A 26,570-nucleotide genomic window follows, 5' to 3' on the forward strand; every position below is an offset into this window, starting at 1 on the left:
CTCCCTTACTCCCTTACTCCCTTACTCCCTTACTCCCTTACTCCCTTACTCCCTTACTCCCTTACTCCCTTACTCCCCTCAATATTCCTGTGCGCTCATGTAAAGGATAACGCTTCATTAAGCTTAATATCCGATAACTGACGAACGAATCCGTCATGGCGACAAATGGTCGGAATCCGCAGACAGAAAACAGGATAGCGGGGGCAACTCCCGGGAAAGGAACGGAATGATGGCGAGCCTCGGCGGAGACAAATCTCAAGCCGAAGGGGCTGAAGTCCGTCACGTTCCGGTGTTGATCTCCGAGGTGATTGACGCTCTCAAGCCCAAGCCCGGCGAAGTCATCGTCGACGGCACCTTTGGGGCAGGCGGCTACACCCGTCGCATATTGGACGAGGGCGCCGAAGTGATCGCGATCGACCGCGATCCGACGGCCATCGAAGCCGGACGCGCCATCGAAAAGCAGTTTCCAGGGCGTCTGCATCTGGTGGAAAGCCGGTTTTCGGCACTGGATTCAGCCGTTGCGCAAGTGAAGGGAGCAGGCAGCAAAGTGGATGGCGTTGTGCTCGATATCGGTGTTTCGTCGATGCAGATCGATGAAGCCGAGCGCGGCTTCTCCTTCCAGAAGGACGGGCCGCTCGACATGCGCATGTCCAGCAAAGGTCCCAGCGCTGCCGATGTTGTTAATCGCCTGAAGATGGGCGATCTGGCGCGCATTTTCAATTTCCTCGGTGAGGAGCGTCATGCAGGGCGCATCGCGCGGATGATCGAGAAGCGCCGCGAGGCGCAGCCGTTCACCCGCACGCTTGATCTCGCCAATGCGATTGAAACGCTGGTCGGTCGTAATCCCAAAGTGCCTATCCATCCTGCGACGCGCGTGTTTCAGGCATTGCGCATCTACGTGAATGATGAGTTGGGTGAACTGGCCCGCGCATTGCTGGCAGCCGAACAGGTTTTAAAGCCCGGCGGTCGGCTGGTGGTGGTGACGTTCCATTCGCTCGAAGACCGCATGGTGAAGCGCTATTTCGCGGATCGTGCAGGCGGCAGTGCGGGTTCGCGGCATATGCCCGAAACCCATGTGCGCCATCCAAGTTTCACGCCCGCCGTTAAGGGCGCTGTCGGGCCGACGCCGGAAGAAGAAGCCCGCAATCCACGTGCGCGCTCGGCGAAGCTGCGCGCAGGAGTGCGGACTGATAATCCGTCGCTTGAAGATGATCTTTCGCTGTTCGGGCTTCCCAAACTGCCTGAAACGCATGAACTAAGCCGGAGTTGAACGAGTGCTGCGTACTTTCGATCTCATCATGATTGCGGCGATGTTGGTGGCAGCGGCTGTCACCTACACCATCAAGTATGACGCGGAAAAGCAGATCGCGGTCATTGCCAAGCTGACGCGTCAGATCAATTCCGAGCGCGACACGATCACGCTGCTGCGCGCCGACTGGGCGCTCATGACCCAGCCGGGCCGTCTGCAAAGCCTGACGGGCGTTTATGAAAAAGAACTGAACCTGCAGCCCATCGTGGCCGAGCAGCTCATTTTGAGCGCCGGTGACATTCCGGAGCGTCCGTTGGACGACATTCAGAAAATCATCTCCGGCACCGATGAACTGGTGGCAAGCGGCGTCCTCGAACAGGACAAGATCACGACCGGCAGCGTCAAGAAGAGCGGGGCAAAGCACTGATCATGCGGCTGAAACTCGGTCTTTCAAAAAAGAAAAAGCAGGATATGATGGACGGCATGGAGCCGGTCGGCGATGAAAAGCTGGCTGGCAACATGGCTTTTGTCGGGTCGCGTAAAAAGCACGGCAATCGTGCGCGCAACCGTTTGTGGATGGCGATTGCCTGCTTCGTCGGCATTTATGGCGTGATAGGCGGCAAGCTCGTCTATTTCGGCATGATTGGCGGTGAGGACGAAGATGCTTCCGGTCCAGCCGTGCAGCAGCTTGCCTCGCGCCCGGATATTCTGGATCGCAACGGCGAAATTCTCGCGACCGATATCAACACCGCTTCGCTCTACGCCGAACCGCGCAAGATCGTCGATCCCGACGAAACCATCGAAATGCTCTCCACGGTGCTACCCGATCTCGATTGGGAGGCGACCTATAAGCGCCTCAAGAGCGGCGCGGGCTTTGTCTGGGTCAAGCGCGGCCTGACGCCGAAGCAGCAGAGCCAGATCATGGCGCTGGGCGTTCCGGGCATCGGTTTCCGCACCGAAAAGCGCCGCTTCTATCCGGGCGGTCCTACCGCATCCCACATTCTCGGTCTGGTCAATGTCGATAATCAGGGCATTGCCGGTATGGAAAAATATATCGACAGCCAGGGCCTGACCGATCTCCGTCTTGCCGGTCTTGCGACCGGTCAGTCGCTGGAGCCGGTGCGTCTGTCCATCGATATTCGCGTGCAGCACATCATGCGCGACGTTCTGGTCAAGGCCATGGAGCGCTATCGCGCCATTGCTGCCGGCGCCGTTGTTCTCAACATCAAGACCGGCGAAGTGATCGCCATGGCCTCGGTGCCGGATTTCGATCCGAACAACCCGGTCAATGCGCTCGACAAGGATCGCCTCAACCGCATGTCGGCGGGCACCTATGAAATGGGCTCGACTATCAAGACCTTCACGACGGCGATGGCGCTCGATTCCGGCAAGTTCACCTTGCAGTCGAAGCTCGATGCGACGCGTCCGCTGGTGTTCGGTCGCCAGACCATCCGCGACTTCCACGGCAAGGGCCGCTGGCTGACGCTGCCGGAAGTCTTCATCTATTCGTCGAACATCGGTTCCGGTCGCGAAGCCGATGCCGTCGGCATCGAAGGCCACCGCGCCTTCCTCAAGAAGATGGGTCTTCTTGACCGCATGCAGACGGAATTGCCGGAAGTGGCGCGTCCCGTTGAGCCGCGCGTCTGGAAGAAGGTCCATTCGATGACCATCTCGTTCGGTCACGGCATGATGACGACCCCGTTGCAGACTGCGGTGGGTGCGGCAGCGTTGATGAACGGTGGCAAGCTGTTCAACCCGACCTTCCTGATGCGTTCTCAGGCTGAGACCGTCGCGCTGGGAGAGAAGCAGGTCGTTCATCCACAAGTTTCTGCTGATATGCGTTATCTCTACCGCCTCAATGCCACGGCGCCGGGCGGTTCGGGCAAGCGCGCAGCCGTTCCGGGCTATCGTGTCGGTGGAAAGACGGGTACGGCTGAAAAGGTGGTTCACGGTCGCTATTCGAAGGATTCGCGCTTTAACGCCTTCCTTGCCGCGTTTCCGATCGAAGATCCGGCCTATGTGGTGCTGACCATCATCGACGAGCCGAAGCCGGAACAGGGCAAATTCGGCGCGACCGCGGGCTTCAATGCTGCGCCGATGGTCTATGAAATCATCAGTCGCTCGGCATCCTTCCTCGGGGTCAAACCGAACTTCGAACTGGATGCGCTACCGGCAACTGTTAGCAATGTAAGCGGCGGGCCTGATTTAAAACAGGAATTGCCGCCAGCAATGGTTTCCAACGAATACGACTGATTCGTGTGGTGCAGCTTCAGGCCGCGAGGCCACTTTGGGTACGACGCAACGGAATTTGGATTTGATTGCCATGAAACTGAAGGAAATCGCTCTTTTTAAGGAACTGGCCTCCGGCAATGACGGTGAGGTTGAAATCACGGGCGTTACCTCGGATTCCCGCAAGGTCGAACGCGGTTTTCTCTTTGCCGCGCTGAAAGGCGTGAAGGCGGATGGAGCGGCATTCGCTGCGGATGCGATCAAACGCGGCGCTGCCGCCGTCATCGCCGCCAAGGATGCAACCATCGCCGATGCGGGCGTGCCAGTCTTGCATGTAGACGATCCGCGTCATGCGCTGGCCACCGCTGCGGCGCAGTTCTATGGCAAGCAGCCTGAAATCATGGTTGCCGTTACGGGCACGAGCGGCAAAACCTCCGTTGCTTCCTTCACGCGTCAGATATGGGCCTATGCAGGCTTCCCCGCTGCAAACATCGGCACGACAGGCGTGTTTTCGCCGACCCGCAGCGACTATAATTCGCTGACGACGCCCGATCCGGTGGAGTTGCAGCGCGTTCTGACCGAACTTGCCGATGAAGGCGTGACCCATGCCGCGATGGAAGCTTCTTCGCACGGGCTGGACCAGCGCCGTCTCGACGGCGTGAAACTCGCCGCTGGCGCCTTTACCAATCTTGGCCGCGACCATATGGATTATCACGCGACCATCGAAGAATATCTCGGCGCGAAAATGCGCCTGTTCGATACGCTGCTGCCGAAGGGTGCGCCTGCGATCATCTTTTCGGACGATCATTTCTCGCAACAGGCCATCGATGCGGCGACCGCTGCCGGTTGTGACGTGAAGACCGTCGGCCGCAAGGGCAGTTTCATCAATCTGAAGCGCGTCGAGCATGAGCGATTCCGCCAGCATGTGGAAGTGCGCATCGGCGACGAAATCTTTGAAATCGAGCTGCCGCTGGCCGGTGATTTCCAGGTGGCGAATGCGCTGGTCGCAGCCGGTCTCGCTATGGTTACGGGCGTGCCCGCTGCCGCCGCCATGCGCGCGCTGGAACGCCTGAAGGGCGCGCCGGGCCGTCTCGATCTGGTGGGTGCGACCGAAGATGGCGCACCAGCCTATGTCGATTATGCGCATAAGCCGGAAGCGCTTGAAAATGTTCTGACTTCGGTTCGCCCATTCACCACGGGCCGCGTGATTGTCGTGTTCGGTTGCGGCGGTGATCGTGACAAGGGCAAGCGCCCGATCATGGGCGAAATCGCCTCGCGTCTTGCCGATGTGGTGATCGTCACGGACGACAATCCGCGTTCGGAAGTGCCGGCGCAGATTCGCTCCGAGATCATGGCCGCGGCAACCGGAGCGACCGAAATCGGCGATCGCCGCGAAGCGATCTTCACGGCTGTGTCCATGATGATGCCGGGCGACACGCTGGTGGTTGCGGGCAAGGGACATGAGGAAGGCCAGATCGTTGGCAACATCACCTTGCCGTTCTCCGATCATGCGGAAGTCGCAGCCGCACTGGCTGCCCGTCTTGAGGAGCGTCAGGGATGAAAGACTGGCTGTGGTCATCGGCTGATATGGTTGAGGCCATGGGAGGCAGGCCCTTCGGCAAGCTCCCTAAAGGCATCACCGGCATTTCCATCGACAGCCGCACGCTGAAGCCCGGCGAGGCTTTTTTCGCCATCAAGGGCGACCTGTTTGACGGCCACGACTTTGCCACGGCGGCAATGGCGGCTGGCGCAGGTCTTCTGGTGGTGGCTGAGCATCGCCTGCCTGCTTTCGGCAATCTGAAAGTGCCGATGATCGTCGTGGAAGACGTGCTTGAAGCGCTGACCAAGCTGGGGATTGCATCGCGTGCGCGCTCGAAGGCGCAGATCATTGCGGTGACGGGTTCGGTCGGCAAGACGACGACCAAGGAAGCGCTGCGCCATGTCCTGTCCGGCGTTGGCAAGGTTCATGCCTCGGTCGCATCCTTCAACAATCATTGGGGCGTGCCGCTGACGCTCGCCCGCATGCCAGCCGATACCGATTACGGCGTGTTCGAAATCGGCATGAACCATCATGACGAAATTCGTCCGCTGGTGAAGATGGTGCGCCCGCATGTGGCGCTGATCACGCTGATCGCGCCCGCGCATCTTGGCCATTTCGCCAATCTGGAAGAAATCGCGGTCGCCAAGGCCGAGATTTTCGAAGGCATCGTACCGGGCGGCTATGCGCTGCTCAACCGTGACGACAAGCGTTTCAAGCAGTTGGAAGAACTGGCGGAGAAAGCTGGCGTCGAGCATATTTCAACCTTTGGCGAAAATGCGCGCGCCGATTATCGCCTGCGCGAAGTCAAGCTGCACCCGACATGCTCCTGCATGACGGTGAAGATCGGCAATCACGAAGCCGTCGTGAAGGTCAGCATACCGGGCCGTCATATCGTGCAGAACATGCTGGCTGTCCTTGGCGCTTGCGATCTCGTCGGCGCCGATCTCGCCAAGGTGACGATGGCGATGGCGACCCTTTCAGCAGAAGGCGGGCGCGGCGCACAGCATGTGCTGCAACATCCCGATGGCGGCACATTCACGCTGATCGACGAAAGTTATAATGCCAATCCGACCTCCATGCGTGCGGCGCTGGCATTGCTCCAGTCGTCCAAGCCGGAAGGTCCTAAGGGACGGCGCATCGCCGTTCTCGGCGACATGCTGGAACTCGGTCGTCAGTCGGGCAAGCTGCATGCCGACCTCGCACGTCCGATCGTGGATGCCGAAGTCAGTTCACTTTTTATCGGTGGCCCTGAAATGTCGGTGCTTAAAAACGCCTTGCCGGTTGAAATTCACACCGAATACAGGCAGAGCACCGATGAATTACTGCCGCTGGTGATAAAGGCGGTCCGTCCCGGCGATGTCGTCATGGTGAAATCGTCCAAGGGAATCGGCTTCTCCAAAATCGTCAAGGCTTTCACTGCCCAGTTTCCGCCGGTCGAGCCGGCGGAATAGGCGATGGTCGAGGGAATTTTCTCCACATGCTGATGCTTCTCACCTTCTTCGCTGAACACATGACACCGCTCAACGTGTTCCGCTACATCACCTTCCGCACTGGCGGCGCGATGATTACCTCGGCGCTGATCGTGTTCCTGTTCGGCCCGACGATCATCAACTCGTTGCGCGTGCGTCAGGGGAAGGGGCAGCCGATCCGCGCCGACGGCCCGCAGACCCATTTCAAGAAAGCCGGTACGCCCACCATGGGCGGTCTGATGATCATGACCGGCATTCTCATTTCGTGCATGTTGTGGGCCAATCTCTCCAGCGTCTATGTCTGGGTGGTGCTGCTGGTCACCGTGGGCTTCGGTGCCATCGGTTTCTATGACGACTATCTCAAGGTGACGAAGCAGTCCGACAAGGGCTTTTCCGGCAAGGCGCGTCTGGGCATCGAGTTCCTGATCGCAGCGATTGCCGCTTTCGTCATCATGCGCGCAGGGCAGGAGCCTTTCTCCTCCTCGCTGACCTTCCCATTCGCCAAGCAGTTCGTTATCAATCTGAGTTGGTTCTTCATTCCCTTCGCCGCCTTCGTGATGGTCGGCGCGGGCAATGCCGTGAACCTGACCGACGGTCTCGACGGTCTGGCCATCGTGCCGGTCATGGTTGCTGCAGCTTCCTTCGGCTTCATCGCCTATCTTTCCGGTAATGCGATCTTCGCAGATTATCTGCAAATCCATTTCGTGCCGGGCACGGGTGAACTTGCCGTGGTGTTAGGCGCGGTGATCGGTGCAGGCCTTGGCTTCCTGTGGTTCAATGCGCCGCCTGCCGCTATCTTCATGGGCGATACGGGTTCGCTGGCGCTGGGCGGCATGCTCGGCACCGTGGCCGTTGCGACCAAGCATGAAATCGTGCTCGCCATCATCGGCGGTCTGTTCGTCATGGAAGCGCTTTCGGTCATCATTCAGGTTGGCTCTTTCAAGCTGACCGGCAAGCGCGTCTTCCTAATGGCGCCAATTCACCACCATTTTGAAAAGAAGGGCTGGACCGAAAGCCAGGTCGTGATCCGGTTCTGGATCATCGCCATCATTCTCGCAATGATCGGCCTTTCCACCCTCAAGCTCAGATAGTCACAAGACCAGTATCGACAGGCAAGAAGAATGATCCCGATCACCGCCCTTAAAGACAAGACCGTCGCCCTCTTCGGACTGGGCGGGTCGGGCATCGCCACAGCCAAGGCCATCGTGGCCGGAGGGGCGAAGATCATTGCCTGGGACGATAATCCCGACAGTGTCGCGCGCGCGCAAGGCACAGGCATTGCAACCGGCGATCTGAGGCAGGCGGACTGGTCGCAGTTCGCCGCCTTTGTGCTTTCGCCGGGTGTTCCGCTGACCCATCCGAAGCCCCATTGGACGGTCGATCTTGCCCATGCGGCAGGCGTCGAAATTATCGGCGATGTGGAGCTTTTCGTGCGCGAGCGCAATCATATCGCACCCGATTGCCCGTTCATCGCCATTACCGGCACCAACGGCAAATCGACCACCACCGCGCTGATCGCCCATATCATCAAGGCGTCGGGCCGCGACATGCAACTCGGCGGCAATATCGGCACGGCAATCCTCACGCTGGACTCGCTAGCGGCCAACCGTTTCTATGTGGTTGAATGCTCGTCCTACCAGATCGATCTGGCACCCTCGCTGAATCCGACTGCCGGAATTTTGCTGAACCTGACGCCGGATCACCTCGACCGTCACGGCACGATGGAAAACTATGCGGCCATCAAGGCGCGGCTGGTTGCGGCCAGCGGCACCGCGATTATCGGCGTTGATGATCTTTACTGCACGGCGATTGCCGAAAATCTGGCGGCGAACGGCGTCAATGTTGCGCGGATTTCCAAGGAAAAGCACCTCGACAACGGCTATTTCGCTGATGGTCCGACCTTGATTCATGCCACCGATGGCAAGAATGAGGAACTGGCCTCGCTCGCCGGGGTCGGTTCGCTGCGCGGCGCGCATAATGCGCAGAACGCGCTCGCAGCCGTGGCGGCCTGCCTCGCTGTCGGCCTGTCACTCGATGAAATTCGCGCCGGTCTGAAAAGCTTTCCGGGTCTGGCGCACCGCATGGAGCAGGTAGGGCGGCGCGGCAAGGTGCTGTTCGTCAATGATTCCAAGGCGACCAATGCTGATGCGACCGCACCGGCGCTGTCGTCCTTTCCGCAGAACATCTACTGGATCGCTGGTGGTGTGCCGAAAGCGGGCGGTATCGAATCGCTCGGCGGGTTCTTCCCGCGTATCGCCAAGGCCTATCTGATCGGCGAAGCGGCGGCGCAGTTTGCTGCGACGCTGGGCGACAGCGTGCCGTTCGAAATTTCCGATACGCTGGCCGTGGCCGTCGATCATGCCGCGCGCGATGCGGGCAATGATGCAGCCGCAGAGCCGGTGGTGCTGCTTTCGCCAGCCTGCGCCAGCTTCGATCAGTTCCAGAATTTTGAAAAACGCGGCGATGCCTTCCGCAGCGCCGTATTGGCCCTTCCCGGTATCATGCCAATTGGAGGAGAAAGCTGATGGTAAGCCGTGTCGATCGCGGTCCTGTCGCCAACTGGTGGTGGACAATAGACCGCTTCTTTCTCGTAGCCTGCCTTGCCCTGATGGGGCTTGGCATTCTGCTGTCCTTTGCGGCAAGCCCGGCTGTGGCGTCGCGCATCGGTCTCGACAGTTTCCATTTCGTCGAGCGTCAGACCATCTTCATGATCCCCGCCGTCATCGTCATGGTGGGCGTGTCGTTCTTCTCCCCACGGCAGATCAGGCGTTTCGCGCTGATCCTGCTCGCCATTTCCATGGTGCTGATGGTTGCGGCGCTCTTCTTCGGTATCGAAGTCAAGGGTGCGCGCCGCTGGGTCAATCTGGCGGGTATTTCCATCCAGCCATCCGAATTCATGAAGCCCGCTTTCGTGGTCGTCTGCGCATGGCTCTTCTCCGAGCGCGAACGTGGCGGCGACATGCCGGGCTATTTCCTCGCCATGATGCTGTTCTGCACGGTTGCCGGTCTTCTGGTGTTGCAGCCTGATCTGGGCCAGACCATGCTGACCACCGGCACATGGGGCGCGATGTTCTTCCTCGCCGGACTGCCGATGTTCTGGATTCTGGTTCTGGGCGGGCTTGCGGTTTGCGGCGGCTTTAGCGCTTATTTCGTGTTCGACCACGTGGCCGGTCGTATCAACCGCTTCATGACGGGCGAGGGCGATACGTTCCAGGTCGATGCCGGACGCGAAGCCATTCTGCGCGGCGGCTGGTTCGGGCAGGGGCCGGGTGAAGGCACCGTCAAGCGCATCATCCCCGACAGCCACACCGACTTCATCTTCTCCGTGGCTGCGGAAGAATATGGCATCATCCTGTGCATGATCATCATGCTGCTATTTGCCTTCATCGTGGTGCGTGGGCTTTCCATCGCGCTCAAGGAACGCGATGCGTTTACGCGTCTTGCCGTGTCTGGCATCGTGATCCTGTTCGGCTTCCAGTCGATCATCAACATGGCGGTGAACCTGCACCTGATGCCCGCAAAAGGCATGACGCTGCCGTTCATTTCCTATGGCGGCTCGTCGCTGGTGGCGATTGCCATCACCATGGGCATTTTGCTGGCGCTCACCCGTCGCCGCCCGGAAGCGCGCATGACGCACACGGTTGGGCATATCGGGTCAAATCGGGGCGAACGCATTCCGGCGCTGTGAGGGATTGATGGCTAAAGGTGTTATCGTATTGGCCGCCGGGGGAACGGGCGGCCATCTTTTTCCGGCGGAAGCGCTGGCGCATGAATTGAAGTCACGCGGCTGGGATGTGCATCTGGCGACCGATGCCCGGGCGCAGCGTTTTGCAGGCGCTTTCGATGAAAGCCATGTGCATGTGATCCGTTCCGCGACCATTGCGGGCCGCAATCCGATTGCGCTGTTCAAAACATTCTGGTCGCTGTGGCAGGGCAATCTCGATTCACGCAAATTGTTCCGCCGCTTGAAGCCGCAGCTTGTCGCTGGTTTCGGCGGTTACCCGACCTTGCCGCCGCTTTATGCGGCCAGCAATATGCATATTCCGACGCTGGTGCATGAACAGAACGCCGTGATGGGCCGCGCCAACAAAGGCCTTGCGGGGCGCGTCAAGGCGATTGCAGGCGGGTTTCTGCCGGAAACGGGTGGAACTTTTGCTGATAAAACCGTGACGACCGGCAATCCGGTACGTCCGCCTGTGTTGGCGGCAGCCGCCACGCCTTACAAGCAAGCCAAGCCGGACGAGCGGTTTCGTCTTTTGGTTTTCGGCGGCAGTCAGGGTGCGCAGTTCTTCTCAAACGCGATACCGGCTGCGGTTGCTCTTCTGCCCGAGAAGGAACGCGCGCGACTTCTGATCACCCAGCAGGCGCGCAAGGAAGACGAAGCTTCCGTGCGCGAGGCCTACAAGAAGCTTGGCATTCCAGCCGATGTGGCCCCGTTCTTCAACGATATGCCGGCACGCATGGCGGATGCGCATTTCGTGATTTCGCGCTCCGGCGCATCGACGGTTTCGGAAATAACGGTGATCGGTCGTCCGGCCATTCTGGTGCCATTCCCCCATGCGCTTGATCACGATCAGGCGGCCAATGCCGAAGCACTTAGCCGTGCAGGCGGCGGAGAGGTCGTGCGACAGGCTGAGCTTTCGCCCGAACGCCTCGCGCAAATCCTGCAATCGGCGATGAATGAGCCGGAAAGGCTCGAAAATCAGGCAAAAGCTGCAAAAAGCGTCGGCAAGCCGGATGCTGCGCGGTTGCTTGCCGATCTGGCAGAGGCTATTGCAACTGGCAAATCAGTTCACGAATTCAAAGAAGGAACTCGGCCATGAAAATGCCGCTGAACATCGGGCTCGTTCATTTCATCGGAATTGGCGGCATCGGCATGAGTGGCATCGCCGAGGTGCTGCATAATCTTGGATACAAGGTCCAAGGCTCGGACCAGTCGGACAGCGCCAATGTGCAGCGTCTGCGCGAGAAGGGCATCGAGGTTTTCGTCGGCCATAAGGCTGAAAATCTCGGCGACGCGGAAGTCATCGTCGTTTCGACCGCAATCAAGAAGACCAACCCGGAATTGGCTGCCGCGCGCGAAAAGCTGCTGCCCATCGTGCGCCGCGCTGAAATGCTGGCCGAACTGATGCGCTTCCGCCGCGCTGTTGCCATTGGCGGCACGCATGGCAAGACGACCACCACTTCCATGGTGGCAGCGCTTCTGGATGCAGGGCATCTCGATCCGACCGTTATCAATGGCGGTATCATCAATGCCTATGGCACCAATGCCCGCATGGGCGACGGCGACTGGATGGTGGTGGAAGCCGACGAAAGCGATGGCACCTTCCTCAAGCTGCCCGCCGATATCGCGGTTGTGACCAATATCGACCCGGAACATCTCGACCATTACGGCAATTTCGACAATGTGCGCGCCGCTTTCGCGCAGTTCGTCGAGAATGTGCCGTTCTACGGTTTTGGCGTCATGTGCCTCGATCATCCGGAAGTGCAGGCGCTTGTGGGCCGCATCGAGGATCGCCGCATCATCACCTATGGCCAGAACCCGCAGGCGGAAGTGCGTTTTGTCAATCAGCGCATGGAAGGTGCGGCGAACCTGTTTGACGTGGTCATCCGTTCGCGCAAGGGCGAGGCCGTCGAGATCAAGGATCTGCGCCTGCCGATGCCGGGCCTGCACAATGTTTCCAACGCCACGGCGGCGATCGCAGTCGCACATGAACTGGGCATTTCCGCTGACGATATCCGTCGCGGCCTTGGTTCATTCGGTGGCGTGAAGCGCCGCTTCACCCATACGGGTTCGTGGAACGGCGTCGAGATTTTCGACGATTATGGCCATCACCCAGTGGAAATCCGCGCGGTGCTGAAAGCCGCACGCGACGCAACAACTCAGGCAGGTGGTCGCGTGATCGCCATTGTGCAGCCACACCGCTACACCCGCCTGCACAGCCTGTTCGACGAATTTGCCGCATGCTTCAACGATGCCGACACGGTCATCGTCACGCCGGTCTATACGGCGGGCGAAGACCCTATCGAAGGCGTGAACTCCGAAACGCTTGTCAGCCGCATCAAGACGGCGGGCCATCGCGATGCGCGCTACGCCAGCGGGCCGGAAGCTCTGGCCCCGCTCGTTGCCTCCATCGCGCAGCCGGGCGACTTTGTCGTCTGCCTCGGCGCGGGCAACATCACGCAATGGGCCTATGCGCTGCCCAAGGAACTCGCCGAACAGGGTAAGAAGTAATGGACTATCACCCGATGGAAAGCGGCGAGGCGCTTCTGAAGAAGCTTGACGGCAAGCTGTCGGGCCTGCGCGGGCGTCTGACGCCCGATACGGGCATGGACAAGATCACCTGGTTTCGCGCCGGTGGACCGGCACAGGTTCTGTTCCAGCCCGCCGACGAGGAAGACCTGTCGAATTTCCTGAAGGCAGTGCCGGAAGAAATACCGATCCTCGTGGTGGGCATCGGTTCCAATCTGCTCGTGCGTGACGGGGGCGTTCCCGGCTTTGTCATCAGGCTTTCCGCTAAGGGGTTTGGCGAGGTCGAGCGCGTTTCCGAAACGCAGCTCAGGGCAGGCACAGCGACGCCAGACAAGCGCGTGGCAGCGGCGGCGCTGGAAGCGGGCCTTTCGGGCTTCCATTTCTACCACGGCATTCCTGGTGGCATCGGCGGGGCGTTACGCATGAATGCGGGCGCCAATGGTGTGGAAACGCGCGAGCGTGTCGTGGAGGTGCGGGCGCTCGACCGTAAGGGCGAACTGCATGTGCTTTCGAATGCCGATATGGGCTATGCCTATCGCCATTCTTCGGTATCGCCGGAGCTGATCTTCACCTCGGCGCTGTTCGAGGGCGTTCCGGGTGACCGCGAGGATATCCAGCGCGCCATGGACGAGGTGCAGCATCACCGTGAGACGGTGCAGCCTGTGCGCGAAAAAACCGGCGGCTCAACTTTCAAGAATCCTGAAGGCACGTCTGCCTGGAAGGAAATCGACAAGGCGGGCTGCCGTGGATTGCGTATCGGCGGTGCCCAGATGTCGGAGATGCACTGCAATTTCATGATCAATACCGGCACTGCGACCGGGCATGATCTGGAGACTTTGGGCGAGACAGTTCGCGCAAAAGTTTTTGAGTCGTCAGGGATTCGCCTCCACTGGGAGATCAAGCGTCTCGGTTTGTTCCGCGACGGCGAGCGCGTAGAAGAGTTTCTCGGCAAAGTTTAATAAAAAAATTGCCCGGATTTTCTGCCTGAAAATCCGGGCTTTTTTGCCTTCGCAAGCGACGCGTAAGGTTCGTCCCTTTTGATAGGGTCTTGTCACGGAATCAATCCTCTGATTCTTTATGGTTAACCACACAGTGATTTGATTCGGCAGGATTTTCCTGCCGTGGACGTCTGCGGCCTCCAGTGTCGTGGTCTCGAAGTTCGCTAGGGTTCGATATCGTGCGTGAGTGCGAACTTCGAGATCAAAACGACACTGGCAGTTTAAAAAGTAGCCGGTGTTCTTTCGGTCCCGAAATTCGTCGGTGATCGATATCGGTTGAAACGAATTTCGGGATCGGAACACCGGCCCGCTGGGCTACTCGGACTCTGTTCTTGATTCACCGCGCAGGGGATTGCGCAGAGGGGATGCTTAACATGACGGGAAAACACGTCGCCGTTTTGATGGGTGGGTTCTCCTCCGAGCGTCCTGTCAGCCTGTCGTCCGGCGCGGCCTGTTCGGCGACCCTGGAAGAGCGCGGCTACCGTGTGACCCGTATCGATGTGGATCGCAATGTCGCCAGTGTTCTCGCCGAGCTGAAGCCTGATGTCGCCTTCAATGCGCTGCACGGCCCATTCGGTGAAGATGGCGCCATTCAGGGCATCCTCGAATATCTCCAGATTCCCTACACCCATTCCGGCGTTCTCGCTTCCGCGCTCGCCATGGATAAGGATCGCGCCAAGAAGGTTGCTGCGGCGGCTGGCGTGGCCGTCGCGCCGTCGCGTCTGATGAACCGTTTCGATATCGGTTCCGAACACCCGATGGAGCCGCCTTATGTGGTCAAGCCGGTGCGTGAAGGTTCAAGCTTTGGCGTTGTGATCGTCAAGGAAGACCAGACCCATCCGCCGCAAATCATCGGCTCTGCGGACTGGAAATATGGCGACGAAGTTCTGGTTGAAAGCTACATCGCTGGCCGCGAATTGACCTGCGCCGTGATGGGCGACCGCGCCATGGATGTCTGCGAGATCGTTCCGGTCGGTCATCAGTTCTACGATTATGATTCAAAATATGTTGCAGGCGCATCAACTCACGTGTGCCCGGCAAAAATTTTACCAAATATTTACCAAAAAATACAAACAATGGCCCTTACGGCGCATCGGGCAATCGGGTGTCGGGGCGTAAGCCGGTCGGACTTCCGTTTCGATGATCGTTTTTCAGAAGAAGGCGAAGTTATCTGGTTGGAAGTTAACACCCAACCGGGGATGACGCCCACCTCGCTCGTGCCTGATATCGCCAAAGCGGCTGGTATCTCTTTCGGTGAATTGTTGAGTTGGATGGTGGAGGACGCGTCTTGTTTGCGTTGAACGGCAGAAATGATGGATATAGGCGCTCGGGCGCGATGCGAGACGCATCGGCGATGAATGTCGCATTCGTCCTGCCGCGCTTTCTGCGCAAGCCGTTTCGCTTCGCTGCCCGTCTGTTTCAGGGCAATGTCAGCATTCCACGTCATGCCGGAACCATTGGCATGCTGGGCTTCCTCGGCGCCACCGGCATTTACGGCATGGTTGTTGGCGGTCACTCGCAGGATGTGGTGAAGGCTACGGCCTCGACGCTCGGTTTCGCCATCGAGGACGTCAAGGTGGTCGGCAATCACGAGACCTCCGATATCGATATTCTGGGACAGCTTAACCTTGATGGCGAGACCTCGCTGGTCGGCCTGAACGCTGAAGAAGCGCGCGCCGCCATCGCACAGCTGCCATGGGTGCAGAGCGCCGAAGTACGCAAGGTTTATCCGGGTACGGTTCAGGTTGCGTTGCATGAACGTCAGGCCTTCGCCATCTGGCAGAACGACAAGGAATTGTCGCTGATCGATGCCGAAGGCGACACCATCGTGCCTTTCCGCGCCGGGCGCTACAACACGCTGCCGCTTGTGGTTGGCGACGGCGCTGAAAAGGTCGTTAAGGGCTTTGTCGACGAGGTCGCAAACTATCCGGCGCTGGCTGGCAAGGTTCGCGCTTATATCCGCGTCGCTGACCGTCGCTGGGATCTTCTTCTGGACAATGGCGTGCGCATCATGCTCCCGGCGGAAGATCCGCTGAAAGCGCTCGCACAAATCCAGAAACTCGATGAGGAAAAGCAACTTCTCACCCGCGATATCATGGCGGTCGATCTTCGTCTGGATGATCGTGTGACCGTTCAGCTGACGGCAAGCGGTATGGAACAGCGCCAGAAGTTCCTGGCGGAGCGTAAGAAAGAATTGGCCCGCACGGGGAAGCGCGTATGAGTATTCTGGGCGGTAAGGGATCATCTCAAGGCGGAACTGCAGGGCGCAAAGTGCGCCTGCTCACGGTTCTGGATGTTGGCTCAAGCAAGGTGTCCTGCGTCATCGCAAGGTTGCGTCCGCATGAAGGCGGCGCGCTTCTGCCAGGCCGCACGCACCGCATGGAAGTGCTGGGTATCGGTCATCAGCGTTCGCGTGGCGTGAAATCCGGCGTGATCATCGATCTCGATGCCGCCGAACAATCCATCCGTCTCGCCGTCGATGCCGCAGAGCGCATGGCCGGTCTGACCGTCGATAGCCTGATCGTGAATATTTCGGCCGGTCGCCTCAAGAGCGAAACCTTCACCGCGAGCGTGAATCTCGGCGGTCATGAAGTCGAACAGACCGATATTCGCCGCGTTCTCGCAGCCGGCGCGAAACAGGCTCTGGCCGCTGAACGTCACCTCGTTCACTCGCTGCCGATCGGCTACACGCTCGATGGCGAGCGCGGCGTTCGCGACCCGCAGGGCATGCTGGGCGACAGCCTCGGCGTTGACATGCATGTGCTGACGGCTGATGCCGCTCCGCTGCGCAATCTCGAGCTTTGCATCAATCGCTGCCATCTGTCGGTCGAGGCCATTGTTGCGACGCCTTATGCAAGCGGTCTGTCTGCTCTGGTCGGCGATGAAGCCGAAATGGGTGCGGCCTGCATCGACATGGGTGGCGGCACCACGACGATCTCTGTCTTCTCCGAAGGCAAATTCATTCACGCCGATGCAGTTGCCATCGGCGGCAATCACGTCACGATGGATGTGGCGCGCGGTTTCTCCACTCGCATGGAAGACGCCGAACGCCTGAAGGTCATGTATGGCTCGGCGCTGCCAAGCGCTGCCGACGACCGCGATCTCATCTCCGTCTCGCCAATTGGCGACGACGAGCGTGATGTACCCAATCAGTATCCGCGGTCGGTTTTGACGCGGATTATCCGCGCAAGAGTGGAAGAAACGCTGGAACTGGTTCGCGACAGGCTGAACCAGTCGGGTCTCGGACACATTGTCGGCAAGCGTGTGGTTTTGACCGGCGGCGCAAGCCAATTGCCGGGCATGCCGGAGGCCGCCAGACGAATCCTTGCAAGAAATGTACGAATCGGGCGTCCTCTAGGAATAGCGGGATTGCCTGAGGCGGCTAAGGGGGCAGCTTTTGCCGCGACCGTCGGACTTCTGATCTACCCGCAGGTGGCCGGGATAGAAGAGCGGTCGGTAAAAGCAGCTTCCTCCGGTCTTATGACCGGTACGGGTGGGCGCATTCAACGTGTCAGCCAATGGCTGAGGGAGAGTTTCTGAGTAACCGATCTTTGAGTGAACAGTCGAATTTTCCGGGACGTGACCATCTGGGTAACAACCAATCAGCACCGCAGCGGCGAAAAGCGGTGACGGGCTTTAAGAGGAACAAGGACCAATGACTATCAATCTGCAAAAGCCGGACATCACCGAGCTGAAGCCCCGCATCACCGTTTTCGGTGTCGGCGGTGGCGGCGGCAATGCAGTCAACAACATGATCAATGCCGGTCTTCGCGGTGTGGATTTTGTTGTGGCCAACACCGACGCGCAGGCTTTGACCATGTCGAAGTCCGACCGCATCATCCAGCTCGGCGCTGCCGTGACGGAAGGTCTCGGCGCAGGTTCCCAGCCCGAAGTCGGTCGTGCCGCTGCTGAAGAATGCATCGACGAAATCGTCGATCACCTCAATGGCACGCATATGTGCTTCGTCACCGCAGGCATGGGGGGCGGCACCGGCACCGGCGCAGCTCCAGTTGTTGCCCGCGCAGCACGTGAACGCGGTATCCTGACCGTCGGCGTCGTGACCAAGCCTTTCCATTTCGAAGGTGCGCGCCGCATGAAGACGGCCGATCTCGGCATCGAAGAACTGCAGAAGAACGTCGATACGCTTATCGTCATTCCGAACCAGAACCTCTTCCGCATCGCCAATGACAAGACCACCTTCGCCGACGCTTTCGCGATGGCCGATCAGGTGCTCTATTCGGGCGTTGCCTGCATCACCGATCTGATGGTCAAGGAAGGCCTCATCAACCTCGACTTTGCTGACGTTCGCTCTGTCATGCGCGAAATGGGCAAGGCGATGATGGGCACCGGCGAAGCTTCCGGCGAAGGCCGCGCAATGGCTGCTGCCGAAGCTGCCATCGCCAACCCGCTGCTCGACGAAACCTCGATGCGTGGCGCCAAGGGCCTGCTGATTTCGATCACCGGCGGTCGCGACATGACCCTGTTCGAAGTCGACGAAGCTGCAACGCGTATCCGTGAAGAAGTTGATCCGGAAGCAAACATCATCCTCGGCGCAACCTTCGACGAAGGTCTCGAAGGCGTCATTCGTGTATCCGTGGTTGCTACCGGCATCGACAAGCAGATCGGAGATGCGGCGCCTGCGCCGCTGGAATTTCGCCAGCCAGTAAAGCAGCCGACCTCGCAGGCCAAGCCTATGGCTCCGCATGGCGCTCTGCGTCCTCCGGTCGTTGAACAGCCGCGTCAGGCTGACCCGATTGCGCAGGCAATCCAGTCTGCCGAAGTCGATATGCCGATTGCAGCTGCGCCAGCCGCACCTGCTGCATCCGCAGAGCCTGATTTCCGTCCGCAGAGCCGCATTTTCCAGGCACCTGCACCGGAAGCCTTCGAACGCGCACCGGTTGCTCGCGCACCGATGCCTCAGGCTCACGCTGCTCAGGCCGCTCAGCCGCAGGCTTACCAGCAGCCGCAGCAGATGCATGCAGAACCGGCCCGCGAACCGCGCCCGGCTCCACGTATGCCAGCCGTTTCGGATTTCCCGCCGGTTGCACAGGCTGAAATCGCCGCCCGTCGCGCTCCGCAGCAGCCACAGCCTGCTCAGGAAGAGCCACGCGGCCCGATGAGCCTTCTCAAGCGCCTGACCCACGGTCTGTCGCGTCGTGAAGAAGAGCAGCCTGCAGCCCGTCTGGAGCCTGCGCAGCATCGCGAACCCGGCATGCGTCCGGCTGAACGCCGCCCGATGCAGCAGGACGGCTCGATCTACGCACCGCGTCGTGGCCAGCTCGATGATCAGGGCCGCCCGCAGCCGCGTGCAGCTTCGGAAGACGACCAGCTCGAAATCCCGGCCTTCCTGCGCCGTCAGTCGAACTGATCGAACACCGACATAAAATTTCAGAAAGCCCGCCTGTCTCAGGTGGGCTTTTTGTATTTTGCGGGAAATGCTGGAATAAAACGGCTTTTATGGTAATAGAGCGTAAGAAAGCGTGATTTTGTCCGAACGTTCCGGCTCACTATTTTATATGTGGTCGGTTGTTTTGGGGCTCACACGGGGTTGTGATTCTTTTTGTCTTCCCTGCCGCTAATTTTGCCATATCTAACAGATTAATCCGTTTGAGGATTAGATGTGCGATTGCGGGAGCAGGGTACGCCAGCGAGCAAGTGCGGCCTGTTTACGCCTGCGCGTATATTCTTGATTATGAATAGATTGGAACAGTCTTGAGCGCTTATCAGAAGACAATTGGTCGTGCGGTGACCCTCTCCGGTGTGGGTGTCCATGGTGGCGCTCCGGCTTCGGCCACGTTTCTTCCTGCCGATGCGGATACGGGTATTGTCTTCCAGCGCTCGGACCTGAAAAGCAGCGCGCGCGAAATCCGTGCCCATGTTTCGGAAATCGGCGCGACTGACCTGTGCACCTCGCTTGGACCGAAAGAAGCGAAGATCGATACCGTCGAGCATCTGATGGCCGCTATTGCAGCACTTGGCATCGACAATCTGATCGTCGAGGTTGATGGCCCGGAAGTGCCTATTCTTGATGGCACCTCGGCGCGCTTCATCGAAGCGCTTGACGAGGCGGGCATTGTCACGCAGCAGGCCAAGCGCCGTTTCATCCGTATTCTCAAGACGGTTCGTGTGGAAGCCGGTGGCTCCTGGGGCGAGTTCCGCCCGTTCTCCGGCACGCGATTTGAAGTTGAGATCGATTTCGAATGCCCGCTGATCGGTCGTCAGAAATTTGCCAATGACATGGACGAGGCGGTGTTCCGCAAGGAAATTTCCACTGCGCGCACCTTTGGCTTCATGAAGGATGTGGAGCGTCTTTGGGCCTCCGGTCATGCGCTGGGTTCATCGCTCGACAATTCTCTGGTCATCGGCGACGACAATTCGGTCATCAATCCGGGTGGTCTGCGCTTCAAGGACGAGTTCGTACGTCACAAGACGCTGGATGCGGTGGGTGATCTGGCGCTCGCCGGTCTGCCGTTCATCGGCTGCTTCCGTTCCTATCGCAGCGGTCATCGCCTGAACGCAGAGACGGTGAAGGCGCTTCTTGCCGACAAGAGCGCTTTCGATATCGTCGAGGCATCTGGTGTGCGTCGCAATGCGAAGAGCTCGGATTTCGTTGCGGTGAAGCCGAATATCGCGGCACCCTGGGCGCTTTAAACCTCTCGCAGCATCGTCCACAATAATTTGGATGATCCCGGCGCATGGCCTTAATTGAGCCGTGTTCGCCGGTTCACCATTGCGATACGAGTCGCCTTCCGTTTTGCGGCGGGTCGATGAGGGGACCAATCTTCACGGTTCACAGGATGCGAAGGAGCCGTCCGGACAGTGTTTCGGCCAAAATCTGGCGATTGTAGAGCTAGACGATTGCGCCTGCATGTGGTTTATGGACGGCCAAAACAGCCTTGGCATTGTTTAATCTTTGCCAAAGTTGAATGATTTGGATGGATGAAGCACGGTTGCAATGCTACAAGCGCGCACGTTGCTTCAAACAGGAATGACGCTGCCAGAAGGCCGGAGACCGCATGACGAGTTTCAAATTCACGGGTGTGACGAAAACTGCGCTGTTGACTGGCGCTATCGCCGTTCTTATCCCGCTCGCCGGTTGTGCCAGCAAGGACGACGATATCGATCTCACCAAGTATGTTGAGACGATCGATCCTGCCGACAAGCTCTATAATGAAGGTCTGGCCAATCTGGATGCAGGCCGTCTCGACGAAGCCTCCAAGAAGTTCGCTGCCATCGACCGCCAGCATCCCTATACGGAATGGGCACGCAAGGCGCTCGTGATGGCTGCCTTCACCAATTACCGCAAGGGTAACTACGAAGAAGCGATCAGCATGGCGAAGCGTTACAACACGCTTTACCCGACATCGCCCGAATCGGCTTACGCTTATTACATCATCGGTCTTTCCTACTTCCGTCAGATTCCGGACGTGACACGCGATCAGGCTGCCAGCCGCCGCGCCATCGCCGCGATGCAGGAAGTGGTCGATCGCTTCCCGGATTCGGAATATACCGACGATGCGAAGGCCAAGATCCGCTTCGCCCGCGATCAGCTCGCCGGCAAGGAAATGCAGGTCGGCCGCTATTATCTGGAACGCAAGGAATATTTGGCCGCCATCAAGCGATTCCGCGGCGTGGTCGAGGAATATTCCAACACCCGTCAGGTGGAAGAAGCGCTGGCGCGTCTGGTCGAAGCCTATTATGCGCTCGGCCTGACCTCGGAAGCCCAGATGGCCGCTTCCGTCCTCGGCAAGAATTTTCCGGACAGCCAGTGGTACAAGGACAGCTACAAGCTCTTGCAGAGCGGTGGTCTGGAACCACGCGAAAACGGTGGCTCATGGCTGGCCAAGGCTTCGTCGCTCATCACGGGCGGCGGTTCATAACAGTTTGAGCCCGACATGCTGTCGCACCTCTCGATCCGCGATATTGTCCTGATTGAAAGGCTCGACATCGAGTTCAAGACCGGCTTGTCCGTGCTGACGGGCGAGACCGGCGCCGGTAAATCCATCCTGCTTGATTCGCTGTCGCTGGCGCTCGGTGCGCGTGGCGACGCTTCACTGGTTCGCCACGGGGCGGATCAGGGGCAGGTGACGGCGGTATTCGATGTGCCGGGCGGTCATCCGGCCCGACTTTTCCTTCGCGAAAATGGTTTTGACGATGACGGCGACGTCATCCTGCGTCGCCTCCAGATGGGCGATGGGCGCACGCGCGTCTTCATCAACGATCAGGCGGCAAGCGTTGCACTGTTGCGCGATCTGGGTCGCAGGCTGGTGGAAATCCACGGCCAGCATGATGACCGTGCGCTGATCGATACCGATCTGCACCGGACATTGCTGGATGCTTTCGGCGGTCTCGACGCCGAGGCGGTCGTGGTGCGCGAACGGCACAAGGCGTGGCGCGATGCGGAAACCGCCTTGTCGCGTCATCGCGCTCGCGTGGAAGCAGCCGAGCGCGAAGGTGACTATCTGCGCTCTTCCGTCGAAGAATTGACCAAGCTTGATCCGCAGCCCGGCGAGGAAGACGAACTCGCCGAACGTCGCGCGGTGATGATGAAATCCGAAAAGATCGCCGGTGATGTGAACGAAGCGGGCGAGCTTCTGTCAGGCAATGGTTCGCCAGTGCCGACACTGGCAAGTCTGGTGCGCCGTCTGGAACGTAAAATCCCGGAAGCGCCGCATCTGCTGGAGCCGGTCTGCAAAGCCATCGATGAAGCACTGAACAGTCTGGCTCTAGCGCAGGACGGCATCGACCACGCCATGCGGGAGATCGATTTCGATCCGCGCGTGCTGGAACAGGTGGAAGAGCGCCTGTTCGCGCTGCGTGCGGCTGCGCGCAAATATTCGGTCGCTGTGGAAGGCTTGCCTGCGCTGCGCGACAAGATGGACGCCGATCTAGCCGAGTTGGACGCAGGCGCGGAAAAGCTGGTGCAACTTGAAGCGCAGGCGACCGAGACACGCGCTGCCTATGACGCGGCGGCGGCGGAATTGTCCGCCCGGCGCAAGGATACGGCGGAGCATCTGAAAACTGCCGTCATGGCGGAACTGCCCGCGCTCAAGCTGGAACGCGCCGAGTTCCTCGTGGAGATGATCACCGACCCGCAAGCGCGCGCTGCCGAAGGCATCGATACGGTGGAATACTGGGTGCGCACCAATCCGGGCACGCGCGCCGGTCCGATGATGAAGGTTGCTTCCGGCGGCGAGCTGTCGCGTTTTCTTCTGGCGCTGAAGGTGGCGCTGGCGGATCGCGGTTCCGCGCCGACGCTGGTTTTTGACGAAATCGATACGGGTGTGGGCGGTGCCGTGGCGGATGCCATCGGCCAACGTCTGGCGCGGCTGTCGTCGCGGGTGCAGGTGCTTTCGGTCACCCATGCACCGCAGGTGGCGGCCCGTGCATCGACGCATTTCCTGATTGCCAAATCTGCGACCCATGAAGACCGCATGTCGACATCGATCCGGTCCATCGGCGTGGATGAGCGTCAGGAAGAAATCGCCCGTATGCTCGCCGGTGCCAGCATCACCGATGAGGCGCGCGCGGCGGCGGAGCGACTGCTCGCGGAAAACAGCGCTCTGGCCTCCTGACAGCTATCTGGCAGTATCCTCTGTTCGTAAAGTCAGGCGGCTGTAGGCTAAATGACTTTTCTTGGATATGTTTCTGGTCGATTCAGATAGCCAGGATGCTTGTCGCATATGTCCGAAACTCCCGTTGAAAAACTGACCGACCTTGAAGCTGCTGCCGAACTGGAGCGACTGGCGCGTGAGATTGCTCATCACGATGAGCTTTATCATGCCAATGACAGGCCGGAGATTTCGGATGCCGATTATGACGCGCTAAAGCGGCGTAATGAGGCGATAGAAGCGCGTTTCCCGAAACTGGTGCGCGATGACAGCCCTTCGCGCCGTGTGGGCGCAGCGCCTCTGCTGGCGACTTTTGCACCTATCGTGCATTCGCGGCCCATGCTGTCGCTGGACAATGCCTTTTCGGACGAGGACGTGCGCGATTTCGTCGGCAGCGTCTATCAGTTTCTGGGGCAATTGCCGGACAATTCCATCGCCTTTACCGCCGAGCCGAAGATCGACGGGCTTTCCATGTCGATCCGCTATGAAAACGGTGTTCTGGTCAGCGGCGCAACGCGCGGCGACGGTACGACGGGCGAAAACGTGACCGCCAATATCCGCACCATCGGCGAGATCCCAAACCGGCTCCCGGCGGGCGCGCCATCGGTGGTGGAAGTGCGCGGGGAGGTCTATATGGCCAAGAGCGACTTTCTGGCGCTCAACGCCCAAATGGAAGCCGAAGGCAAGCAGACCTATGTGAACCCGCGCAACACGGCGGCTGGTTCGCTGCGCCAACTTGACGCCAAGGTGACGGCAAGCCGCAAGCTCCGCTTCTTCGCTTATGCCTGGGGCGAGATGTCCGATATGCCAGCCGATACGCAGCTTGGCATGGTCGAGGCTTTTCGCAGCTGGGGTTTCCCCGTCAATCCGCTGATGAAGCGCCTGTCGAGCGTCGATGAACTGATCGCCCATTACCGTGCCATTGGTCTGGAGCGCCCCAATCTCGACTACGATATCGATGGCGTGGTCTATAAGGTCAATCGGCTCGATCTTCAGACGCGGCTTGGTTTCCGCTCGCGCAGCCCGCGCTGGGCGATTGCGCATAAGTTCCCGGCGGAACAGGCGACCACCATTCTGCGCGGCATCGATATTCAGGTCGGGCGCACCGGTGCGATGACGCCAGTAGCGCGACTGGAGCCGATCACCGTCGGCGGCGTGGTGGTGACCAATGCCACGCTGCACAATGAGGATTACATCAAGGGCATCGGCCAGAAGGGCGAGCCGATCCGCGAAGGGCGCGACATTCGCATCGGCGATACGGTGATCGTGCAGCGCGCTGGCGATGTCATTCCGCAGATCGTCGATGTGGTGCTGGAAAAGCGGCCCGCCGGTGCGGTGCCATTTCCATTCCCGCACCAGTGCCCGGTCTGCGGCAGTCATGCCGTGCGCGAGGAAGGCGAGGCCGTCTATCGTTGCACGGGCGGGCTGACCTGCGCTGCGCAGGCCGTTGAGCGTATTCGCCATTTCGTGTCGCGCAATGCCTTCGACATTGAGGGTCTCGGCGAAAAGCAGGTCGAGTTCTTCTTCCATGCCGAAGATGAAAACCTGAAGATCAAATCGCCTGCCGATATTTTCACGCTGCAAAAGCGTCAGGCTGCATCGCCTCTGAAGAAGCTCGAAAACATCGAGGGTTTCGGCGCAACGTCGGTGAAGAAGCTCTATGACGCGATCAATGACCGGCGCGAAATCGCGCTCAGCCGCTTTCTGTTCGGCCTCGGTATCCGCCATGTCGGCGAAGTCAACGCTAAGCGTTTTGCACGCGCTTATCTTTCCTATGCCGCTTTTGAGAAAGCGGCTCTGGAAGCTCAGCCTCCCAAAGGTGGCGACCGCACCGACAAGGGTAATGATGCCTGGCAGGAAATGCTGGCTGTCGAGGGCATCGGCTCCATCGTGGCGGAAGCGGTGGTGGATTTTTACGGTGAGCCGCATAATCGCGACGTGCTGGCCGCTCTTCTGGCGGAAGTGACCCCGCTGGACGAAGCGGCGCGTGTCGCCACTGGCTCGCCGGTGGAAGGCAAGACGGTGGTGTTTACCGGCAGTCTGGAACGCATGTCCCGTGACGAGGCCAAGGCCATGGCGGAGCGCTACGGCGCGAAGACCGCCGGTTCCGTCTCCAAGAAAACCGATCTTGTGGTGGCGGGTCCGGGTGCTGGCTCCAAGCTCGCAAAAGCCGCAGAGCTTGGCATCGAAGTTATCGATGAAGACGCCTGGTTCAAGCTCGTCGGGGAGGGCTGATCGAATGGCACCGTTCAAGGGGTTTGGCGACAAGGCTATTCCATTTTTGAAGGCGCTCGATTTCCACCAGAACCGGGAATGGTTTGTGGAGAACAAGGATCTCTTTGAGGAACACCTGAAAGAGCCGCTTGGCGATCTGATTGAAGAACTGAGTGCCCGCTTTGAAAAAGCGGGGCTTGGCTTCAAGGGCGACCGCGTCAAATCGCAGTTCCGCATCAAGCGCGATACGCGGTTTTCCAAGGACAAAGCGCCCTATAACCGGCACCTTTCGGCGCTGCTTTCACGCTCCGGTACCAAATGGGACGAAAGCGGCTGTTTTTATGTCTGCATCGGTCTGCCCGGCGTGCGCGATTGCTATGCCGGTGTTGCCTGGTGGGGGCCGAAGCCGAAGCTTCTGCTGGCCATCCGCAAAGCGATTTCCGAGAAGCCGGAAGACTATCGCGCCGTGGTCACAAAGCTGAAAAAGAACGGTTTGCAGATCAGCGACAATGACCGTTTGAAGCGCACTCCGCGTGGTTTTGAGAGCGTGACGGAAACCGATCTCGTGGAGGCGATTCGCAATCGCCATTTTGCCGTGCGCATGGAAATCGAACCGGACAGCATCACTGAGGCAGCGCTTGCGGACCGGCTGGTTGACTTTGTCGAGCGCGCGCGGCCTCTGGTCGATTGGATCAGAAAGATTGAAGGCACACTGCCGCCAGATCAGCCGGATTGATCGCCGCATCAATTATCTGCATGAGTGGTGCCTAAATGTTGCGTCAATCAGATAAACTGACCGCACCGTCTCTATTTGTATGATTTTTACCGGAAACGTATTCCAACACGTCATGGAATTGCCTAAGAGCCTGTTCCAAAAGTCGTTCGGTGTGGCTGCAAATGGCAATTTTCTACGTTCCGGTGCTCACGTACCTTAAGTACGCTTCGCTCCGGTATTCGAAAATCACCATTTTCGCACACACATGCCGCTTTTTGATTCAGGCTCTAAT

20 protein-coding genes are annotated in these 26,570 nt (G+C 59.3%); all 20 read left to right on the forward strand.

Translation table 11 applies throughout. The annotated features are described in order from the left end of the window. Positions 1-226: 226 nt before the first annotated feature. The 20 genes from rsmH to HWD97_RS21095 all read left to right on the forward strand — a co-directional run bounded on the left by rsmH (position 227) and on the right by HWD97_RS21095 (position 26,299). Positions 227-1,270 carry a 16S rRNA (cytosine(1402)-N(4))-methyltransferase RsmH gene (gene rsmH / locus HWD97_RS21000; protein ID WP_171318237.1) on the forward strand — a complete coding sequence of 348 codons (1,044 nt, stop codon included), beginning with the start codon at positions 227-229 and terminating at the stop codon, positions 1,268-1,270. 4 nt (positions 1,271-1,274) lie between these two features. Then, a complete protein-coding gene (locus HWD97_RS21005) occupies positions 1,275-1,676 on the forward strand; it encodes a hypothetical protein (protein WP_109369417.1) in 402 nt (133 codons plus the stop codon). A 2-nt stretch (positions 1,677-1,678) separates the two neighbouring features. Then, the gene (locus HWD97_RS21010) at positions 1,679-3,502 is read left to right on the forward strand and encodes a penicillin-binding protein 2 (protein ID WP_109369416.1); all 1,824 of its coding nucleotides are present in this window, start codon (positions 1,679-1,681) and stop codon (positions 3,500-3,502) included. A gap of 64 nt (positions 3,503-3,566) precedes the next feature. Then, positions 3,567-5,039, forward strand: a complete 1,473-nt coding sequence (locus HWD97_RS21015; protein WP_109370265.1) for a UDP-N-acetylmuramoyl-L-alanyl-D-glutamate--2,6-diaminopimelate ligase — start codon at positions 3,567-3,569, stop codon at positions 5,037-5,039. Further along, positions 5,036-6,469 carry a UDP-N-acetylmuramoylalanyl-D-glutamyl-2,6-diaminopimelate--D-alanyl-D-alanine ligase gene (locus HWD97_RS21020; RefSeq protein ID WP_109369415.1) on the forward strand — a complete coding sequence of 478 codons (1,434 nt, stop codon included), beginning with the start codon at positions 5,036-5,038 and terminating at the stop codon, positions 6,467-6,469. The genes HWD97_RS21015 and HWD97_RS21020 overlap by 4 nt, the downstream gene beginning before the upstream one ends. Positions 6,470-6,495: 26 nt before the next feature. Next, entirely contained in the window at positions 6,496-7,578 is a 1,083-nt protein-coding gene (gene mraY, locus HWD97_RS21025; RefSeq protein WP_109369414.1) for a phospho-N-acetylmuramoyl-pentapeptide-transferase, read from the forward strand. 30 nt (positions 7,579-7,608) lie between these two features. Further along, complete coding sequence (murD, locus tag HWD97_RS21030) at positions 7,609-9,012, forward strand: UDP-N-acetylmuramoyl-L-alanine--D-glutamate ligase (protein ID WP_371835514.1); 1,404 nt, start codon at positions 7,609-7,611, stop codon at positions 9,010-9,012. Beyond that, complete coding sequence (ftsW, locus tag HWD97_RS21035; RefSeq protein ID WP_109369412.1) at positions 9,012-10,175, forward strand: putative lipid II flippase FtsW; 1,164 nt, start codon at positions 9,012-9,014, stop codon at positions 10,173-10,175. Before murD ends, ftsW begins: the two co-directional genes overlap by 1 nt. A 7-nt stretch (positions 10,176-10,182) precedes the next feature. After that, positions 10,183-11,310: an undecaprenyldiphospho-muramoylpentapeptide beta-N-acetylglucosaminyltransferase gene (gene murG / locus HWD97_RS21040; protein WP_371835515.1), complete on the forward strand. Its 1,128-nt coding sequence runs from the start codon at positions 10,183-10,185 to the stop codon at positions 11,308-11,310. Then, complete coding sequence (gene murC, locus HWD97_RS21045) at positions 11,307-12,722, forward strand: UDP-N-acetylmuramate--L-alanine ligase (protein WP_121536400.1); 1,416 nt, start codon at positions 11,307-11,309, stop codon at positions 12,720-12,722. The genes murG and murC overlap by 4 nt, the downstream gene beginning before the upstream one ends. Before the next feature lie 14 nt (positions 12,723-12,736). Beyond that, positions 12,737-13,699, forward strand: coding sequence for a UDP-N-acetylmuramate dehydrogenase (gene murB / locus HWD97_RS21050; protein WP_109370264.1), 963 nt, complete (start codon positions 12,737-12,739; stop codon positions 13,697-13,699). Between the two features lie 413 nt (positions 13,700-14,112). Beyond that, a complete protein-coding gene (locus HWD97_RS21055; RefSeq protein ID WP_109370263.1) occupies positions 14,113-15,039 on the forward strand; it encodes a D-alanine--D-alanine ligase in 927 nt (308 codons plus the stop codon). Continuing rightward, entirely contained in the window at positions 15,027-15,959 is a 933-nt protein-coding gene (locus tag HWD97_RS21060; RefSeq protein ID WP_109369409.1) for a cell division protein FtsQ/DivIB, read from the forward strand. Before HWD97_RS21055 ends, HWD97_RS21060 begins: the two co-directional genes overlap by 13 nt. After that, positions 15,956-17,278: a cell division protein FtsA gene (gene ftsA / locus HWD97_RS21065; protein WP_109369408.1), complete on the forward strand. Its 1,323-nt coding sequence runs from the start codon at positions 15,956-15,958 to the stop codon at positions 17,276-17,278. Before HWD97_RS21060 ends, ftsA begins: the two co-directional genes overlap by 4 nt. Before the next feature lie 115 nt (positions 17,279-17,393). Continuing rightward, a complete protein-coding gene (gene ftsZ, locus HWD97_RS21070) occupies positions 17,394-19,106 on the forward strand; it encodes a cell division protein FtsZ (RefSeq protein WP_109369407.1) in 1,713 nt (570 codons plus the stop codon). Between the two features lie 344 nt (positions 19,107-19,450). Then, positions 19,451-20,389, forward strand: a complete 939-nt coding sequence (gene lpxC, locus HWD97_RS21075) for a UDP-3-O-acyl-N-acetylglucosamine deacetylase (RefSeq protein WP_109369406.1) — start codon at positions 19,451-19,453, stop codon at positions 20,387-20,389. A 365-nt stretch (positions 20,390-20,754) separates the two neighbouring features. Further along, positions 20,755-21,618 (forward strand): outer membrane protein assembly factor BamD, encoded by an 864-nt coding sequence (locus tag HWD97_RS21080; RefSeq protein WP_109369405.1) that lies wholly within the window; start codon positions 20,755-20,757, stop codon positions 21,616-21,618. Positions 21,619-21,633: 15 nt separating this feature from the next. Further along, the gene (gene recN / locus HWD97_RS21085) at positions 21,634-23,313 is read left to right on the forward strand and encodes a DNA repair protein RecN (RefSeq protein ID WP_121536394.1); all 1,680 of its coding nucleotides are present in this window, start codon (positions 21,634-21,636) and stop codon (positions 23,311-23,313) included. 108 nt (positions 23,314-23,421) lie between these two features. Further along, a complete protein-coding gene (gene ligA / locus HWD97_RS21090) occupies positions 23,422-25,584 on the forward strand; it encodes an NAD-dependent DNA ligase LigA (protein WP_371835516.1) in 2,163 nt (720 codons plus the stop codon). A gap of 4 nt (positions 25,585-25,588) precedes the next feature. Further along, positions 25,589-26,299, forward strand: a complete 711-nt coding sequence (locus tag HWD97_RS21095) for a DUF2461 domain-containing protein (RefSeq protein ID WP_109369402.1) — start codon at positions 25,589-25,591, stop codon at positions 26,297-26,299. Positions 26,300-26,570 lie beyond the last annotated feature (271 nt).

Origin of the sequence: Ochrobactrum sp. C6C9 (genome assembly GCF_022627935.1) — a bacterium.
GTDB lineage: Bacteria > Pseudomonadota > Alphaproteobacteria > Rhizobiales > Rhizobiaceae > Brucella > Brucella teleogrylli.